General features: G+C 36.7%; 20 protein-coding genes. 8 read left to right on the top strand and 12 right to left on the bottom strand.

The features are described from left to right. Positions 1-56 precede the first annotated feature (56 nt). Positions 57-767: a cell division ATP-binding protein FtsE gene (locus LIV57_RS15395; protein ID WP_227943345.1), complete on the bottom strand. Its 711-nt coding sequence runs from the start codon at positions 765-767 to the stop codon at positions 57-59. A 153-nt stretch (positions 768-920) separates the two neighbouring features. Then, positions 921-1,079 carry a 50S ribosomal protein L34 gene (gene rpmH / locus LIV57_RS15400; protein ID WP_002976260.1) on the bottom strand — a complete coding sequence of 53 codons (159 nt, stop codon included), beginning with the start codon at positions 1,077-1,079 and terminating at the stop codon, positions 921-923. A 236-nt stretch (positions 1,080-1,315) separates the two neighbouring features. On the opposite strand from rpmH, the gene LIV57_RS15405 reads away from it, so the two are divergent. Next, entirely contained in the window at positions 1,316-2,320 is a 1,005-nt protein-coding gene (locus tag LIV57_RS15405; RefSeq protein ID WP_227943346.1) for a DHH family phosphoesterase, read from the top strand. Positions 2,321-2,354: 34 nt separating this feature from the next. On the opposite strand, the gene LIV57_RS15410 is transcribed toward LIV57_RS15405, so the two are convergent. The 8 genes from LIV57_RS15410 to tilS form a co-directional block, all read right to left on the bottom strand. After that, positions 2,355-3,161, bottom strand: coding sequence for a patatin-like phospholipase family protein (locus LIV57_RS15410; protein WP_227943347.1), 807 nt, complete (start codon positions 3,159-3,161; stop codon positions 2,355-2,357). Between the two features lie 70 nt (positions 3,162-3,231). Beyond that, a complete protein-coding gene (locus LIV57_RS15415; RefSeq protein WP_227943348.1) occupies positions 3,232-4,014 on the bottom strand; it encodes an alpha/beta fold hydrolase in 783 nt (260 codons plus the stop codon). A gap of 108 nt (positions 4,015-4,122) precedes the next feature. Continuing rightward, complete coding sequence (locus LIV57_RS15420; protein WP_227943349.1) at positions 4,123-4,647, bottom strand: biopolymer transporter ExbD; 525 nt, start codon at positions 4,645-4,647, stop codon at positions 4,123-4,125. A 181-nt stretch (positions 4,648-4,828) separates the two neighbouring features. Next, the gene (locus LIV57_RS15425; RefSeq protein WP_227943350.1) at positions 4,829-6,364 is read right to left on the bottom strand and encodes a T9SS type A sorting domain-containing protein; all 1,536 of its coding nucleotides are present in this window, start codon (positions 6,362-6,364) and stop codon (positions 4,829-4,831) included. A 135-nt stretch (positions 6,365-6,499) separates the two neighbouring features. Next, on the bottom strand, positions 6,500-8,569 hold the full coding sequence (locus LIV57_RS15430) for a protein-disulfide reductase DsbD family protein (RefSeq protein ID WP_227943351.1): 2,070 nt from the start codon (positions 8,567-8,569) through the stop codon (positions 6,500-6,502). 331 nt (positions 8,570-8,900) lie between these two features. Further along, positions 8,901-9,860 (bottom strand): redoxin domain-containing protein, encoded by a 960-nt coding sequence (locus LIV57_RS15435; RefSeq protein ID WP_227943352.1) that lies wholly within the window; start codon positions 9,858-9,860, stop codon positions 8,901-8,903. Between the two features lie 80 nt (positions 9,861-9,940). Then, a complete protein-coding gene (locus tag LIV57_RS15440) occupies positions 9,941-10,501 on the bottom strand; it encodes an RNA polymerase sigma factor (protein ID WP_227943353.1) in 561 nt (186 codons plus the stop codon). Further along, entirely contained in the window at positions 10,474-11,826 is a 1,353-nt protein-coding gene (gene tilS / locus LIV57_RS15445; protein ID WP_227943354.1) for a tRNA lysidine(34) synthetase TilS, read from the bottom strand. Before tilS ends, LIV57_RS15440 begins: the two co-directional genes overlap by 28 nt. Before the next feature lie 87 nt (positions 11,827-11,913). Between tilS and LIV57_RS15450 the strand changes: the two genes are divergently transcribed. The 7 genes from LIV57_RS15450 to LIV57_RS15475 all read left to right on the top strand — a co-directional run bounded on the left by LIV57_RS15450 (position 11,914) and on the right by LIV57_RS15475 (position 17,151). Then, on the top strand, positions 11,914-12,747 hold the full coding sequence (locus LIV57_RS15450; protein ID WP_227943355.1) for an OmpA family protein: 834 nt from the start codon (positions 11,914-11,916) through the stop codon (positions 12,745-12,747). 605 nt (positions 12,748-13,352) lie between these two features. After that, positions 13,353-13,508 carry a CCPGW family putative bacteriocin gene (locus LIV57_RS22990; RefSeq protein ID WP_407936191.1) on the top strand — a complete coding sequence of 52 codons (156 nt, stop codon included), beginning with the start codon at positions 13,353-13,355 and terminating at the stop codon, positions 13,506-13,508. 119 nt (positions 13,509-13,627) lie between these two features. Further along, positions 13,628-14,275, top strand: coding sequence for an O-methyltransferase (locus LIV57_RS15455; protein ID WP_202841554.1), 648 nt, complete (start codon positions 13,628-13,630; stop codon positions 14,273-14,275). Between the two features lie 84 nt (positions 14,276-14,359). Further along, positions 14,360-15,076 (top strand): C40 family peptidase, encoded by a 717-nt coding sequence (locus LIV57_RS15460; protein WP_110008296.1) that lies wholly within the window; start codon positions 14,360-14,362, stop codon positions 15,074-15,076. A 22-nt stretch (positions 15,077-15,098) separates the two neighbouring features. Continuing rightward, complete coding sequence (locus tag LIV57_RS15465; protein ID WP_227943356.1) at positions 15,099-15,566, top strand: DUF1648 domain-containing protein; 468 nt, start codon at positions 15,099-15,101, stop codon at positions 15,564-15,566. Then, on the top strand, positions 15,563-15,907 hold the full coding sequence (locus tag LIV57_RS15470) for a cupin domain-containing protein (protein WP_227943357.1): 345 nt from the start codon (positions 15,563-15,565) through the stop codon (positions 15,905-15,907). Before LIV57_RS15465 ends, LIV57_RS15470 begins: the two co-directional genes overlap by 4 nt. A 5-nt stretch (positions 15,908-15,912) precedes the next feature. Further along, positions 15,913-17,151, top strand: coding sequence for a 3-deoxy-D-manno-octulosonic acid transferase (locus LIV57_RS15475; RefSeq protein ID WP_227943358.1), 1,239 nt, complete (start codon positions 15,913-15,915; stop codon positions 17,149-17,151). On the opposite strand, the gene LIV57_RS15480 is transcribed toward LIV57_RS15475, so the two are convergent. Together LIV57_RS15480 and LIV57_RS15485 are read right to left on the bottom strand one after the other, a co-directional pair. Continuing rightward, positions 17,143-17,769, bottom strand: coding sequence for a deoxyuridine 5'-triphosphate nucleotidohydrolase (locus LIV57_RS15480; protein ID WP_227943359.1), 627 nt, complete (start codon positions 17,767-17,769; stop codon positions 17,143-17,145). The two genes, LIV57_RS15475 and LIV57_RS15480, sit on opposite strands and share 9 nt — an antisense overlap. After that, positions 17,769-18,524: a glycosyltransferase family 2 protein gene (locus LIV57_RS15485; RefSeq protein ID WP_227943360.1), complete on the bottom strand. Its 756-nt coding sequence runs from the start codon at positions 18,522-18,524 to the stop codon at positions 17,769-17,771. Before LIV57_RS15485 ends, LIV57_RS15480 begins: the two co-directional genes overlap by 1 nt. Between the last annotated feature and the right edge of the window lie 13 nt (positions 18,525-18,537).

The following is an 18,537-nucleotide window of genomic DNA, read 5'->3' on the forward strand; positions in this document are numbered from 1 at the left end:
AAGTTAGAAATTAAATTAGAAGTTAGTTATTTCCGACCTTCTTGTTTTTTTTATTCTTATTCGAATAATTCTGAAGTATCCAATACAGAAACTTTTCCGTCTTCACATCTGATGGCTTCACCAGGGAAGTTCTGAATCATGTGATAATCGTGTGTTGCCATTACTACTGCAGCGCCATTTTCAAGGGCAACCTGCTTTAATAATGTCATAATTTCATTGGAAGTCTCAGGGTCAAGGTTTCCGGTTGGCTCATCGGCTAAGATAAGATCCGGGTGGTTCAGAAGGGCTCTTGCGATGGCAATACGCTGCTGTTCCCCTCCGGAAAGTTCGTGAGGCATTTTGTGCTTCTTGCTTTTCATATTCACGCTTCCCAACACCTCGTTGATACGGTCTTCCATTTTTATTTTATCATTCCATCCTGTTGCTTCAAGAACGAACTTCAGGTTTTTCTCAACCGTTCTGTCTGAAAGCAGCTGGAAGTCCTGGAATACAATTCCCAGTTTTCTTCTTAAGTTAGGGATATCAGACGGCTTTAGTTTTGCCAGATCAAATCCTACAACAGCTCCGTGTCCTGATGCCAATGGAATGTGTCCGTAAAGCGTTTTCAGAAGGGAACTTTTTCCGGAACCTGTTTTTCCGATAAGGTAGCAGAATCTACCTTTTTTAATGTTAAGATTTACATCAGAAAGAACAGTGAAATTTTTTTGCGCAATCTTCGCGTGCTGCAAACTTATAATATTGTCTCCGGAGATATTGGTATGTGGCATAATTTAATTTTAAAGGCTGTTTCTTATAAAAATATTTCAACTTCTAAAAATAGAAAAAAGATGTTGATGTAGCCTAAATTTTAGTAAATTTTAACAACAAAAAATGCCTGAAAAGGATCTTCTCAAGCATGTTTTGTATATGATAATTAGAAATTATCTCTTAGCGCGTGCAGCACTTACAGTTAATCTCTTTCTGCCTTTAGCTCTTCTCGCAGCCAAAACTCTTCTTCCATTTGGCGTAGACATTCTTTCTCTGAAACCGTGTTTGTTTCTTCTCTTTCTTTCTGATGGCTGGAATGTTCTTTTACTCATTACTATATGTTTAAATCGTAATTAATCTATTAATTTTCAGGTTGCAAAGATATATAAATTTTTATAAGTTACAAACTTTAATTATCTTTTTTTAAAATTAAATGTAATGTTTTTTGGTTGGGTATTAATAAACCCTCATCACAAAACCATTTTTCCGGTACAAAAATAATATTTAAATGATTTATATAAAAGCTCTATCTTTGAAAACTTTAATTTTAACGAAAAATAAACACCGGATGTTTACACCAGCAGAACTTTTAGATATCAATACATTACTTACCCAGGATAGCAGAATAGTGATCCTTACCCATTATAATCCGGATGGAGATGCTATTGGTTCAAGTCTGGGATTGAAACATTATCTGAAAGCAAAAGGAATTCATGCGGAGGTTATCGTACCCAATGATTTTCCGAAATTTCTGAAATGGATGCCGGAATCTAAAAAAGTTATTATTGCAGAATATAAAAGAAAACTGGCTGCGGATTTAATTGCGGGAGCAGATGTTATTTTCTGCCTGGATTTTAATTCCCCGTCAAGAATCGGATTATTGGGTGACTGGCTGGTAAAGGCTCCGGGAAAGAAAATTCTTATTGATCATCACCAGCAGCCGGAAAAATTTGATTTTGTTTATTCTGATACAGTCATTCCTGCCACTTCACAGATGATTTATCATTTCATTGAAGCAATGGAGGATGAAAAGCTGGTGAACCAGGATATGGCGGAATGTCTTTATACCGGAATCATGACGGATACAGGAGGTTTCCGTTTTCGTTCTACCAGTGCTACTACCCACAGAATTATCGCTAATCTTATCGAACATGGTGCAGATCCTGCCATGATTACTTCCAATACATGGGATACCAATACGGTCTCCCGACTGCATTTGCTTGCTTTGGTTCTTGGAAGAATAGAAGTGGTGAATGACGGAACCGTAGCGGTTTTAAGCCTGACAAGAAACGAACTGAAAGAATTTGGTTTCCAGAAAGGAGATACAGAAGGCTTTGTTAATTATGGTTTGAGTATTGCCGGCGTAAAAATGTCAGCATTCTTTATGGAAGATTTATATGAAGACTTCGTTAAAATTTCTTTCAGAAGTAAAGATGATGTGGATGTAAACCAATTCTCAAGAAAATATTTCAATGGTGGCGGCCACATTAATGCAGCCGGAGGAAAATCTTTAGATTCTTTAGCTGGAACGATAGCCAATTTTAAAGAGAAAGTAAAAGAAGAAGGTTTGTAGGAATGTGAACGGGTTGTAAATTCTTCCGGAATAATCAGACATTTTTACGATATCCTTTTTCTTCCAGTTCCTGACAGGTGTAATCGTACACCTGCTGAAACATTTCATCCATATATCTTTTGTTGAAAAGACTGTATTTGGTCATTTTGGGCGGATCTAAAAATATATTACAGTATTTTGCTTTAGAATACACCGACTTGGCAATGGCTAAGTGAAGGATTCTGTCAAATTCCTTCATCAGACTCATTTTGTTTAATTCATCATAGCTGATGGAATTGACATGTGAAGCAATCAGGAAATTACATTTATCCATAATAGGCTCAATGGGAAGATTATCCAGAACGCCGCCATCCACATAAATTTTCTCACCGATCCTTACTGGAGGAAGAATAAAAGGAACACTGGAAGAGGCAAGCAATGGCCCAAAAAGCTCTCCTTCAGAAAAGAAATCTACAATGCCGTGAGTCATTTCCGTTGCGGCTACATACATCGGAATTTTTAAAATACTGAAATTGTCTTCCGGGAAATAATCTTTGAACAGTTTCAAAATAAAATTGGAGCTGAAGATTCCGTTTTTGGATAATTTTAAAGATGATCTGGAGAAAAAAGAAGTCTGTTTTACAATTTCCATCATCTCGTCCGGCGTTTTTCCAAAAGAATAAAAAGCACCAATGATGGATCCTGCACTGGTTCCCGAGATAATATGTGGTTTCAGATGATATTCTTCCAGCGCTTTCAGTACGGCGATATGGGCAATCCCACGCATTCCTCCGCCTGAAAGTGTAAGTCCGATAACCGGTGGTGCCGGTGGTTTCTTTTTTTTGAATGAAAATAAAGCCATTACCAAAATTATCCTCTACTAATATACAGGATTTTTTCTTATGCACAGCTTAATTGTCAGGTAACCTGTTTTATAAAACCAGTTTTTTAGGAAGATTGTGAAGAAGTTCTGTATTGATAATTTCTGCACAGATACCGGGTTTTTCCCAATGTCCGTTGTGTCCGCAGTCCAGGATATAGGATTTGATATTGGTCCTGTCCGGAAGATGTTTGATCATCATATCTGTTTTGACTGCATTGTCATGTTTACCCGCCAGTACTAAGATTTTAGCTTCCAGGTTTTCAAGGACATGTTTTTTGTCGGTTCTTTCCACCATACCTTTTACACAGGCAAGTGCTCCCAGATTGTTGGTGGAAAGGGCTGTTTCAAGAGCTATTTCAATTTTACCTTCCAGGATATCCCTTTCATTTGGATTGAATAAATTGGGAACTCCGGCTCTTGCATAATGGGCGAAAGCATCTTTGATGATTCTGTAGCTTTTGATACGCTGCTGTTTTTTCTCTTCATCATCCGGAAAATACGTAGAGAAAAATAAAGTAAGACTTTTTAAAGAATCAGGATATTTCTCTGCAAAAGCAAGTGAAGTATATCCTCCCATGGAATGTCCCAGAAGATGTATTTTTTCTAAATGCTGATCATCCAGTACTTTTTTTACTTCTTCAGCCATCAGTTCCATGGTGTGAACTTCAGCCAGAATTTCAGACTGTCCATGGCCGGGAAGGTCAATTTTAAGCAGTGAAAAATCTTTGGAAAGATGATGCTCCATATCGCTCCAGATGGATAGGTTTTCCATAAATCCGTGAAGAAGTACCAATGTTTCTTTTCCGTTTCCTTTTCTTTCAAAGTTCAGCATGATTCCAAAATTTAGAAGGTTAAAAATAATACAGCAGGTTATCTGCAGATCCGTTTCTCCTTTCAAATTTAGTTAAAAAAAAGAGCATTAAAAAAATGCCCTTGTCTTTTATTGAGTTAATTCCTTGTAAACCTTTGTTTCCCAGGGCTTGATATCTGTAACCCCATATCTTTCCTTTTTAGAAATAGCAAGGTTGTCCAGCATATCTACAAAATTCTTGTAATTGGCTTCGTCTGTTGGTTTTACAATCACTGTGAATTTATCAGGTGCCGGAGCATTTTTATACGCTTCAGCAATGATCTTTGAAATTTTTATTCCACTGAAATCTGTTTCTTTCAGGTTTCCTGTATTCAGATCTTTCTGATTGCTCTGATGATAAAATACGCGGTTGTCTTTTCCAAGAATAAAGGTAATCTGGTTTTGATCTCCAATTACCGGAGTATCAATAGAACTGGGATTTGGATCTTTTGCAGGGAGTCCCAGGTCCATTACGTTCGGTTTTGTAAAATTGGTGGTGAACATGAAGAAAGTGATGAGTAGGAATCCCAGATCTACCATAGGAGTCATGTCCACGCGGATCATTTTTTTCTTTTGCTTTCCGCCTTGTTTTTCTTGTGCAATTACTTCTGCCATGATTAAAGTTTTTAAATGTTAGACTATATTTTTTTGAAGAATTCATACAAAACACATGCCTTGATTATTAAAAACTTTATAGATTCATGAATCTATTGATTATTATTGCGTGAATTTTACATATTTCCGTTTTTTAATACTTTTCCTGAAGGGAAAGGGTAATTATGATATTTTCAAGGGGTTACCGGGTGATTGTTATTTTCGTTGTAAGAATAATTTCTTCTTTGTTTTTTACCTGTACCATATAAAGTCCTTCCGTGAATGCAGATGTACTGATTTTAATTTTTTCTTCATTATATTTTTGAGAGAAAAGTTTTCTTCCGGACATATCAGTAATGCTAATAGTACTTTCCCGGGGCAGATGATCCAAGTAGAAAAAGTCTTTTGCCGGATTAGGGTAGAGGTTAGGTTTATTTATCGAGTGGTTTTCTGAAATACCAAGCTGTTCCGGACTTAATTTTACTACCCAGGCATCGATCATACCATGATGTCCGGTAACATCTCCACTTGTAGATCCTGTACTTCCTGAAACAATATACCCGTTATCAGCGGTCAGTTCAACAGCAGTTAAGTACTCGAAATCGGGACCTCCCAGGGTTTTCTCCCACTTCAGATTTCCGCTGCTGTCCAGTTTTATGACCCAGTAATCCAGATTACCGTGGTGATTGGTTACTTGTCCGTTGTTGGAAGCTGTCCAGCCTGCAACAATATAATCCCATTCGGGAGTCTGCCGTATGGTTATTGCGTTGTCATGAAAACTTCCTCCAAAATATTTATCCCACTCGATGGTTCCGTTATTGCTTAGTTTGATAACCCAATAATCGGGAAGTCCGCTTTCAAGATTTGAAGGATTAAAAGAAGTGCCCACGGCAATATAGCCGCCATCGAAAGTCTGTTGCGCATAATATCCCATGTTGTCACCAATATTGCCCAACGTTTTTTGCCATTGCATATTTCCTCCGGAATCGAGTTTTACTACCCAGAAATCATTGTTTCCGTAGCTTACAGTAATATCGCCATCTGTAGACACGGTAGTTCCTGCAATAATATATCCGTTATCAAAAGTCTGTTGCACAGAATTGACCTGTTCACTGCTGTTTCCACCCAGCGATTTCTGCCATTGTATATTTCCGTTAATATCTAATTTTACGATCCAATAGTCTCCTCCTCCATGATTTCCGCTCACATCTCCGTCATTGGAACTTGAAGATCCGGCTACAATATATCCTCCTTCAGAAGTCTGCTGAATAGATTGTGCCATATCCATACTGCTTCCACCCAGCGATTTCTGCCATTGCATATTCCCGTTGGAATCAAGTTTTACAATCCAGTAATCATAATTTCCGTGATTTCCGCTGATATCTCCGTCACCGGAATTGGATGATCCGGCAATAATATATCCTCCATCGGTAGTCTGACGGATGGATTGTGCATCATCAACATTGCTTCCACCTAACGATTTTTGCCATTGTATACCTCCCGCAGGGTTCAATTTTACGATCCAGTAATCTCCTCCTCCGTGATTCCCTGTGACATCTCCATCATTGGACATAGAATTTCCGGCTACAATGTATCCTCCGTCGGAGGTCTGCTGAACGGCATTCGCAGATTCACCATGGGTGCCTCCCAATGCTTTTTGCCATTCTATGGAAGGGGCAGACTGGGCTGCTAATGCGGAATAGATAAGAAATAAAAAAGTAGATGTTAAATATCTCATATGTATTTGAATTGGTGATAGTTATTCAAATATAATTAATTTTAGCCTACGTTTGGTGTTTTATTGTTTATTTAATTCTTTAAAACAAAAAACTCACACGATAAAGTGTGAGTTTTTAAATGATATGTAAATAATTTACTTATTCTTTTTATAGAAATTTACTCCGCATTCAAGGAATTTTTTGAAATCCTCTTTAGGCATATATCCTGAAACAGGCGTGTTGATTACTTTGCCGTCCGGAGTGATTAAAACATAATGAGGCTGAGAGTTATTATTGAAGTTCACCTGTTGGAATAAACTCCATCTGTCCCCAATTGTTTTTACCTTTTTGATCTGTCCGTCTCCCAGGTCAATTTTGGTTTTCTGATCCTCAGGAAGTTCTTCTTTGTCGTCTACATACAGAGAAGCCAGTACTACATCGTTCTGAAGAATCGGTAAGATATCCGGTTCGCTCCATACAAATTCCTCCATTTTTCTACAGTTTTCACAACCGTATCCTGTAAAGTCGATCAAAATTGGTTTATCCTCTTTTTGGGCCAGTTCCACAGCTTTGAAGAAATCGTGCTCCGGATGCATTCCTAAAATGCCGTCTTTTTCATCATGGAAATAGCTCACATTCAGAGGAGGTAAGATTCCGCTTAATAACTGAAGTTTAGGACGGTCAGATGGGATTAACCCCTGAACCAGATAAATCACAAAACCAATTCCCAATACTCCCAATATCTTCCTTGTTATGGAGATTTTAGGCTTTTTATCATCATGCGGGAATCTGATGAATCCTAATAAGTATAATGCCAATCCTAAGGCGATAATAATCCAGATGGCAATGAAAAGCTCTCTTTTTAAGAAGAATGTTTTGGAAACAAGATCAGCTTTAGACAAGAATTTCAATGCCAGTGCCAGTTCTACGAATCCTAAAACTACTTTTACCGTATTCATCCATCCTCCGGATTTCGGAAGGCTCTGTAATGCCTGCGGGAATAATGCCAGCAGTCCAAAAATAATCGCCCATGCCAACCCGAATCCAGCCAACGCAAAGGTCAGCAGCATAGGAACATTGGATGAACCTGTTACTGCACTTCCCAGTAAACTTCCTAAAATAGGTCCTGTACAGGAGAAAGAAACAATCACCAGAGTCAATGCCATGAAGAAAATACCGATAATTCCTCCCGCTTCTTCCGCTTTGGAAGATTTGTTGGCGATAGAACTTGGCAGCGTGATATCATAATACCCGAAGAAACTTCCGGCAAAGAAGATGAATATGATGAAGAACGCAATGTTCAGCCATACACTTGTGGAAATTTCATTGAAGATATTTCCGGCAATTCCATCAATAATATGGAAAGGAATACTTAATAAAACAAAGATCAGAAGGATGAAAAAGCCATAAATAAGAGCATCTCTTTTTCCTTTGGCTTTGTTTTTACTTCCTTTGGTAAAGAAAGAAACCGTCAATGGAATCATCGGGAACACGCATGGCGTAAGCAAAGCAATTAACCCTCCGATAAATCCAAGGAATAGATACGTCCAGTAATTTTCATCCACTTTGGCAGATGCTGTACCGCAATCTGTCAATGGCTTTTTGAAATCGATGGTTGCAATTTTCAACTGCTTGGGATCCAGTTTTGAAGCTTCTGTGATCACAGCTTCAGTTTTTGCAGGATTTTCAGTAACCGTCTCAGTTATTTTTACAGAGTCTTTTGCAGGACCTGCGGTTTCCTCGGCTCCAGTCTCTTCCGCTGCCCCTTTTGGAGTAACTTTTTGATTGAATTCCAATGTATTGGGAGCCAGACAAACTCTGTCATCACAAGTTTGATACGTAATCTCGGAAGTGACATCTGCAGGTTTTGCCGGATCTTTTAATTTAAATTTCTGCTTAAATCCGGCAGAATTGGAATAAAAAACAATAGTACCTCCGAATGCTTCAGAAAATTCTTCATGTTTTTTCCCGACTTCGGTAAATTTTCCAATCAACTCAATATTCTTTCCTGTCACTTTATACTCCGTTGGAATTCCGGTATCTTCCGGTAAATCTTTAGAGTAAATATGCCATCCGCTTTCCATGGTAGCATTCAATACCGCTTCGTACTGATTGTTTCCCAGATCGTTGATGGTGAATTTAAACTTTACAGGATTTTTTATCTGCGCATTAATTCCTGTCGCTAAAAATAGTAGAATTAATAAAAACCAGTTTCTAAATTTCATTGTTCATTTCATTAAAGTTTTGAGACTCCATTTCGTTTTCTCATTCTTTGCATATCTTCTGTTTTCCCTGAAGGATAGCTGTCAATACAGTATTTTTCCTGATGAGTGCGTGTCCGGATTTTTTGCCTCGCTAAAATAGATAATTTTTCGTCCCTAAAAAATTTAGAAACTTTCTTTTTTTAAGCCTGATGCCTAAAAATATTTCGTCTTCTGCCTTCATCACCATAGCGGTATCACTTATTTCATCATTTAAAGTGATTATTGATTTTGTCAATTTTGCCAACGTGGTATTATGATGAGATCGTTTGTCATGACAAAAGTTTTGGACCAATCAATTCAGGTTTTTTACAATATCTTCTACAGATGCTCTCTTTTTATAATCTGTATCAAAATGCCTCCATGTAATTTCTTTATCCTCATTAAGGATGAAGGTTGCCGATACAGGAAGTCTTCCGGAATGATCTGATCTGCTGTCAGCAAAATCCTCCTTTAATTTTGAATTATATAAATTAAGAGTTTCACTGTCAGGAGTATAAAGGACGTCAAATGCTTCTGCTATTTTATAGCCTTCATCATATAAAACGGTATAATCGGTCTTTGTTTTACTGATTGTCTTTTCGATAAATTCCGGTTTTTCAGGAGAAATAATAACGAGTTTTGCATTTTTAGACTTCAGTTCAGGAGCCAGATTCTGTAATGTTTCAATGTATTTGTTACAATAAGGGCACCATTGTCCGCGAATAAAAACAACCACCAGTTTTTTGTTTTCTGCTGATGAAGAAAATGTATTTCCCAAATGATCTTTCGCACTGAAATTACCTATCTTATCTCCAATCATTTTTCCTTTTACCTGATCTAAAGTTTTACCGGACTGAGGCATTTTTTTTTCAATAACGGCCGCCCCTACGCCTAAAAACTGTTCAGCATTATAATAGCCGAAATCATATTGAACCAGTTTCCCTTTCGGATCCAGGAATAAAAAAGAAGGGTAGTTGACCACTTTAAATTCTTTGGCCAGGCTCAGGCCTTCTTTTTCTGCGTCTATGGCAAGGTTTACAAAATTTTTGTTGAACATTTCTCCGACTCTGGAATCTGTGAAGGTGTTTTTTGCCATGAGCTTGCATGGACCACACCAGGTAGTGAACAGATCAATGAAGATCAGTTTATTTTCTTTTGCTGCGATTTTTTTCGCGGCTTCCAAATCAATTTTTTGAAAACTGATGCCTGTGCTTTGTGCATGTAATGAAATTCCTATTGCTATAAGAAAACTCAAAACGATTTTTTTGAACATATATTTCTTTTCTTATTAGGTTCCCCGATTCATGAAAAAATCACCCACAGATTAAATTGTTTTTTTTAATGATTTGATTGTCAGGTAGAAAAAATGCTACTGTTTTTAATCTTTTTGATCTGCTCTACACATTTGTATTTTTGATTCTGAGCATTATGCCTGCTTGAATACTGATATTTATTCTGAATTTCCTCTATACTTTTGTTTTCAATAAAAATGTCATGAATCAGATTCTGACAATGGGAAGAGATCGATTTGATATAACCAACCAGTTTTTCCCAGTAATACCTTTCATTTTCAATGGCCGTACTTATTTCCTCCCGATGTTCCATGAAATAGTGTTCAGGAGACTCAACATAAAAGTTTCTGTTTTTTAGTTTTTTAAACCACAGATTTTTTACAATTCCGATAATGTAATTTCCGAGACAGGTTTGAACTTTAAATTCGTCAGCATTCAACTTTTCGTAAAGAATGAGCAGTGCATCCTGGAAGATATCTTCTGCATCTTCAAGATTTCCTTTATTTTTGAGAATGAATTTCTGGGTATAACCAAAATACTGTTGGTATAAAATTCCAAAAGCTATATTGCTGTCTTTCTTAAAATCATCAACAGCTAACGAATTAGTTGTTTTTCTGTCCACTTTACAGTTATCTTTTTTTGAGTAGTGCTGTCTGCCTGATACCTGCGATCCTGTCTGAGAGGGATAACTCCCAGGATATGGTTCCCGGAGTCACATAATAACCAGGTCTTTTCCTTAATCAAAGCAGATAATTTTTCGTCCCTGAAAAATTTAGAAACTTTCTTTTTTCCTGAAAACGCTGTCGGATAAAACTCATCTCCATCCTGCTGTTTCCTCAAAAGAAGTGGGAACTGAAGCTTTTCTGCATCGAAATCCCATTCAAATCCTTTATTGATCCCCGAAATGTTTTCAATATCATCTACGAGATTGATGCTCGTCTGGTTTTCGGAAAAATCAAAGTGTTCCATCAATACTATTTCTTCCGGAGTTTCCTTTTTTTCACTTTTATCAATAAAGATGAGTTCATCCCGGTTGACAATCAACTGATATTCCTTTGAAAAAAAAGAACTGTTATTTCCGGCTTTAAAAATTTTCGGAATTTCTTCCTCCTGATTGAATCCGTATTTCTTTAAAATTTCAAATTTTACAAAATCGCTTTCACTATCCAGCTTTCCCTTTGATAAGATTTTATAGTTTGGGTTAAATACGGTCAGACGATTTTCTATTTCCTGGATCTGTTGTTGTACAAACTCTTTGGTTTGATTCAGGTATAAAGAACTTTTTCTGAAGTTCTCCAGAAAGTGATCGTTGGTCTCCATCAGCATCGGAACAATCTCATTCCTGATTTTATTCCTCAGATAATCATTCTTCTTATTAGAAAGATCCTCCCTGAATTCGATATTGTTTTGCGCGGCAAACTGATAAATTTCTTTTTTGGAAAATTGTAAGAAAGGCCTCAGAATATGATGATCATTTGATGGGATTCCACTTAATCCATTGATTCCTGCAGCTTTGGAAAGATTAATGATGAAAGTTTCCAGCTGGTCATTAAGATGATGGGCGGTAACAAGAAATTCCAGCTTTTCTTTTTCCCTGATTTCGTTAAAAAAACGGTATCGCAGTTCCCTGGCCCAAAGCTGGATAGAATTTTCAGGCTTCCGGTCTTTTCCCGAAACTTCATACAAATGAAATTTTATATGATTTTTCTCACAAAAATCCTGCACTGTTTTCTGATCCAGTTCCGAATCATTCCCGCGAAGTTTATAATTGATATGAGCTACCTGAAACTGAAACCTGGCATCTTGAATTTCCTGCCTGAAATCCCTGAACAATGAGGCCAGAACCATAGAATCTGCTCCTCCGCTTACTGCTAAAAGATAGGTCTTGTTTTCCGGCTCGTGAACGAGATTTTTTAACTGACTGATAAAGGCTGATTTATTCAACATATATGTTGAGAATTTCTTTTATGCAAAGATAACCGATATAATTCAATTGAATTTTCCTAACTTTGAGTAGTCTAAAAATGATTATTTATGAAGATTTTAAAAATTTTAGCAGTTTCTGCAATGGCGCTGGGGATGACATCTTGTGTCAGCAAAAAGCAGTATGATGCTTTGAGCACAAACTATAAGCAGTGTATTGAAAATATTGGTGAAAGACAAAGAGAAATTCAGGATTTGAAATCTCAGAACTCTGCATTGGCAGGGGAAAATAACTTATTGAAAAGCCAGCATGATGCTTTAAAATCATCACTTGATGCATGTTTGTCGAACACGGGAAAAAGTTCTGCTAACATTGATAAACTGGTAGGAGAAATCAATGCTTCCAATTCTTATATCAAGCAATTGATCTCCAGTAATGCCAAAAACGACAGTCTGAACCTTGCATTGTCTAATAAGCTGAAGAGATCTTTGGATAATGTATCTGATGAAGATGTACAGGTAAAAGTATTGAAAGGAGTAGTAATGATCTCTCTTTCAGATAAAATGTTATACAAAACCGGAGATTACAATATCTTACCGGCAGCTCAGGAAGTGTTAGGTAAAGTAGCAAAAGTAATCAACGATTACGATAAATACTCAGTATTAATTGAAGGTAACACGGATAACGCTCCGTTAAACTCTCAAAACCTTCCGAGAGACAACTGGGATCTTTCTGCATTAAGAGGTACTTCTGTAGCTAAGGTACTTCAGACTCAGTTTGGAGTAGATCCGGCAAGAATTACTGCTGGCGGACGTTCTGAATATAACCCGAAAGCAACTAACATGAGCGTTTCCGGAAGAGCAGAAAACAGAAGAACGGAAATCATCATTATGCCTAAACTTGATGAGTTTATGAAACTGATGGATATCGCTCCTAAGAAATAATGACTACACCCTATATCATCATAAATCCCGAAGCAATTCGGGATTTTTTTATGATGTATTGATCTGTTTCGGAATAGAATCTGCCGATTTTTTTTGAAGAAAAGATTGTCTTTATTTTTTGGAAATGACATTCGACAGTTTAAAACAAAAATAAATCCCGAAGGTGGCCGGGATCTATTCTTAATCAAATTAATTCTTCCTTTTTCAGGAGCGAAATAATTCGTTGCAAAAATGAAGTGGATATTTCTTTCTTACTTTTTGCTGCAGAAGAATCAGTTCTACTTTTCAGTACAACTTTAGTGTGATTCTCATGGTTAGTTTGTGTCTCTCCTGCAATCATCATGTTTTCTCTTAGTGTTTTTACCCCTTATTCTTACTGCAAACTTATAACTAATACCACAAAAATACCATCCGTGTTTTTACGGTATTTTATATGGGGTTTTCCCCTGTATTATGTAAAATTTTAATTTATTAATCAAATATGTATGATATAATTGTCTGATTAATAAAAGAATGTGTATATTTAAATCTCCATATAAGGAAATAAAAACAGAGGTGTCCGAAAATCTTAAAGAGTAGGAAATTAATACTAAACTAAAATTATTATGAAAAATTCCAAAAAACTTTCAAGAGGAGAAATGAAAACTGTACAAGGTGCTATTAACGGGTGTAATCCACAGATATTTTGTACCAGCCTGCAAACAAAGTGTTGCCCGGGATGGGTTTGTGCCGGTATAAGAGAATATTGTATAGCAATATAATAAACTTTTAAAGTATACAGATGCATGTAAGAGAGATTAATTTCTCTCTTTTTTTGTATCTTCTTCCTGAATTAAAAAAGTAGCTTTAAAATCCTTAAATTTGTTTAAATTAAAATGGTATGAGTTTTTTTGAAGAAAAGAATCCTGAAATGGACAGATATTTGGAGGCGCACGCTTCTTCGGAATCCGAAATTCTGAAAAAGCTGAGAAGAGAGACGTATCAGAAAACAACACAGCCTCATATGATTTCCGGATATCAGCAGGGAAGACTGCTGACGATTATATCCCAGATGCTGCAGCCGAAAAATATTCTTGAAATAGGAACATTTACCGGATATGCTACTTTATGTCTTGCATCAGGATTGGCAAAAGACGGAAAAATCACCACATTGGATGTGAATGAAGATCTTGCCTATCTTCCTAAAAAATACTTTGAATCCAGCGAATATGCCAGTCAGATCGATTTTAAACTTCAGGATGCCAAGGAATATTTAAAAGAAACAGATGAATTTTTTGATCTGATTTTTGTAGATGCTGATAAGGAAAACTATGCCGAATATTTCAGATTGATTAAACCTCATACAAAATCCGGAACAGTAGTGTTATTTGACAATGTATTATGGTATGGGAAAGTGCTGGAAGAAAATCCGAAACTGAAATCTACCCAGTCGATCCAGGAATTAAATGATTTGGCAGCAAAAGACGAAGATTTTGAAAATCTTATTTTACCTTTGCGTGATGGAGTAAACTTTCTTCGCAGAAAGTAACTGAAATATTCAAGGATTAAACATTTAAAGAAATACACATTGTATTTTAATCTTTAAATTATTCAATCTTTAAATTGAAAATTAATGAATAAAGGAGTTTGTATTGTTACAGTAGCGCCGGTTCGTGCAGAAAATTCTGACAGAGCTGAAATTGTTACGGAAATATTGTTTGGAGAAAGTGCAGATATTCTGGAAGTGGATAAAAACTGGACCAAAATAAAAATGCATTATGACGGCTATGAAGGATGGATGGATACCAAACAGCTGAAGCCTGTAACAGACGAAGAGCTGGCCAAAAGAAAAGTGACTGTCGTTACCGAAGATTTTTCTTCCGTATTAATGAACGATGGAAAAACTTTGCTTTCTATGGGTTCAGAAGTGGAATTTCCGGTGGTAGCTTCAAGAAGAAGTCATGATGTGCGCGAAAGTATCGCTCTGACGGCAAAAGAGTTCCTGAACGTACCTTATCTGTGGGGAGGCAAAAGCTTTTTTGCAGTAGACTGCTCCGGATTTACCCAATTGGTTTATAAAATTCACAATATAAAAATACCCAGAGATGCCTCACAACAGGCTGAGGTAGGGGAACCGCTTACTTTTGTGGAAGAAACACAGCCTGGTGATCTTGCTTTTTTTGAAAACGCAGAAGGAAAGATTATTCATGTAGGAATTATGCTGGAGAATCAGAAGATCATTCATGCTTCCGGAAAAGTAAGAATAGACACGCTGGATTCCACCGGAATCTTCAATAAAGAAATGAATAAGCATACTCATAAACTGAGAGTGTTGAAAAGTGTAATTTAATCCTCATTCAATCTCATCTGAAATGGAAAATATTCTTTTTACAATTTTTGATATTTTAAATTTTGGATGGGTCGCTTTTTTATGGGGATTTACCCTGAAAAACTATGAAACGTTGCCAGAGAGAATTCCCGTACATTTTGATATGGAAGGAAAAGCGGATGGATTTGGAGGGAAAATGTATGCTTTTCTGATGCCTGTACTGGCTCTGGGATTGTATGCTGTATTCACTTATGGAACAAGACATCCTGAAGACACTAATTTTCCGGTAGAAATTACAGACCAGAACATGAATGCTCAGTTTTTAATTATGAAAATCGGACTGAGAATTCTTTTTGTTGTACTGGCAATGGTTTTTCTGAACCTTCAGGACTATATGTTCAGATATGCTGTTGATGATAAAGCTAAACCCAGAATTTCAATGGCCACTATCTTTTTATCAGTTGTTTTATTTACTCCTGCATTACTCTTTATTGCTTACCTGTTTAAATGATACATTCTAAAAATAATTCAGAACATTATACGTGGGGAAACCAATGCGATAGCTGGATCCTTAAGAATACCCAGGGCTTATCTGTAAAGCAGGAAAAAATGCCTGCGGGAACTTCGGAGAAACTACACTTTCATAAAGTGGCAGAACAGTTTTTCTATATTTTGAAAGGAGAAGCCGTATTTTATATCAACGAAAGGAAATTCCTGGTTAACCAGGGAGAATCTATCTCTGTTGAGCCGGGAGCAAAACATTTTATCTCCAATGAATCCACTGAAGAAATTGAGTTTTTGGTCATATCCAATCCTCCTACGGATCATGACAGAATTGAAATTAAAGAATAAGTAAAATGGCTTTTTTATACAATATATTGATCAGTATCCTTACCTTCGGAATGAAGGTCTTTGCATTGGTTAATGATAAAACTAAAAAAGGCGTTGAAGGAAGAACGCAGTCTTTGGATAAAGTAAAATCTTCATTTTCAAAAACAGATAAAGTCATCTGGATGCATGCGGCAAGTCTGGGCGAATATGAGCAGGGATTACCTGTTCTGGAGAAACTCCAGGAGAATTTTCCACAGCACAAAGTTCTGGTGACGTTCTTTTCTCCGTCAGGATATGAAAATGTGGTTAAGAAGAAACACATTGCTGACGTTGTCTGTTATTTACCTTTCGACAATAAAAAGGCTGTCAAAGAATTTACAGATCAATTTAATACTGAACTATTTTTTACGGTTAAATACGATTATTGGTACAACCTCCTCGCTGAACTGAAAAATAAAGGGACAAAAATTTATGTTATTTCGGCACTGTTCTACGAAAGACAATCTTTCTTTACTTCCTACGGAAAATGGTTTGTAAAACAACTTCAGAAAAATGTGGATTGGTTTTTTCATCAGACTCAGTTTTCATTGGCTTTGGCGAAAAGTATTGGATTAACAAAGTCTTCCGTAACGGGAGATACACGATTTGACAGAGTAAAACAGCTGCGGGAAAGAAATAACCATGTAGATTTCATTGCAGACTTTATTGGTGAAAATAAAGCAATAGTCTTTGGAAGTTCATGGCATGCGGAAGAGAAAATAGCAGAAATGGTTTCACGTAAAAATAATACGGTAAAACTTATTATCGCACCCCACGATCTGAAAAGAGTAGAACATTTGAAAAATATTTTCCCGGATGCCTTATTGTACAGTGAAATACAAAATACCCGGCCTTCAACTTTCAATGCTTCGATTCTGATTATAGACAGCATTGGTTTATTATCAAAATTATATTCTTATGTAGATGTAGCTGTTGTGGGAGGAGGATTTCATGATGCCGGGCTTCACAATATTCTGGAAGCCGCTACTTTTGGTGTTCCGGTGATCTTTGGGAATCATTACAAAAAGAATCCGGAAGCTGACGACCTGATCTCTGCCAATGGAGGGAAATCTTTCTCTGATGAGTATACGGCCTCAGAATTTGTCTTATTTCTAACGAATGAAGATAACAAAGAAGAACTTACTGAAATATCTCAAAATGCTGAAAAATTTGTAGATGGGAAGCCAGACTCTACGAGAATGATTCTTCAGAAAATGCTATCGTAAAAATCCCTGGCTTTTAATATCTTTCATGATCTGATCAATGTTGTCAGGAATCCTGTCGCATTCAAACCAGTTAAAGTCAAGACCATTGTTGATGCACAGCTTTTGCAGATAAGGATTTTCTAAAACTTTATTTTGGGTATCACGAAGGTTTTCATCAATTTCCATCCAGTAATCTTCATCCAGTTTTTTTATAAGGACCAAAGATTTGAAGATTTTGTTGATGATGTAAATATAAAGTTTGTAAACATTATCAAACCTTTGTCTGCTGAGATCACCATTGTTTTCCAATACCTTGTTCACGAGAAGAAGATTCAGGGAAACCTCTCCGAATTTATCAGTCGTAATTTTTACATGTTCTGTAATTTCAGCACTTATTTTCCGCACAACAGACAGAAAATATTTGGCATTTCCCACGTATTTTGATGCAAGAAGAACCTGTTCCTCCACATGTTCTTCCATGGCATTTCTTTTATCATCGGTAGTTTCCGGATCTATCAGTTCAAAGTAGAGCTTTTTCGACAATAATTTATCCTTTCTCAGGAGTCTGAAAATCAGTTTGTCTTTCTCCGTTCCGGAAAAAGCACTCAGCGCAGCTTTGAACTCTTTTGAATATTCCATTAATTAAAAATTTTCGAATATTTCAGGAATCCGTTTACGGCCCAGTTAGCCGTATAATACAATGATTTTACTGTTGAGAATCCCATGAAATCTTTATAGACAAGATACTGATCTTTGATGATATTTTTTTTATTTCTTGAAACACTGTTTTCACGCATTCTGTATTTTGCCAGTGTCTTTTGTACAGGAATTCCTTCCGGAATTACTTTTAAAAGATTCAGCCACATCACATGATCTTCACGTTTGCTTTTCACTGGGAACAAAAACTTACCAACCCTTTTAGTGTCATACATCGTAGAAACCGGTGCCAGACGGCATGTCTTCAGCAGATTGGAGAAGGTAACCACTTTGTCCGCCAGAAAATCTTTCAGTATAGGCTGAAGCTGTTCGTTACATCTTGAATAGTTACAATATACCAGTTCTACATTGTGTTCCTGCATATAATCTGTCATTGTTTCCAGATATTCTGGATACCAGTAGTCATCAGAATCCAGAAAAGCAATATATCTTCCCTGAGCTCTTTCCAGACTGTTGTTTCTTGCATTTCCCGCACCGCCGTTTTTCTCCAGTACCTGTAGTTTTATTCTCGGATCATTGTATTTTCTGATGATTTCAACAGTATTATCTTTGGAAAGGTCATCTGTAATCAGCCACTCCCAGTTTTCGTAGGTTTGATTAAGAACAGATTGTATGGTTTCCTCGATAAATTCCGCAGAATTATAACAGGGAGTAATAATGGAGACAAGATCTTTCATTTGTGTTTTTTAA

Origin of the sequence: Chryseobacterium sp. X308 (assembly GCF_020733145.1) — a bacterium.
Taxonomy (GTDB): domain Bacteria; phylum Bacteroidota; class Bacteroidia; order Flavobacteriales; family Weeksellaceae; genus Chryseobacterium; species Chryseobacterium cupriresistens.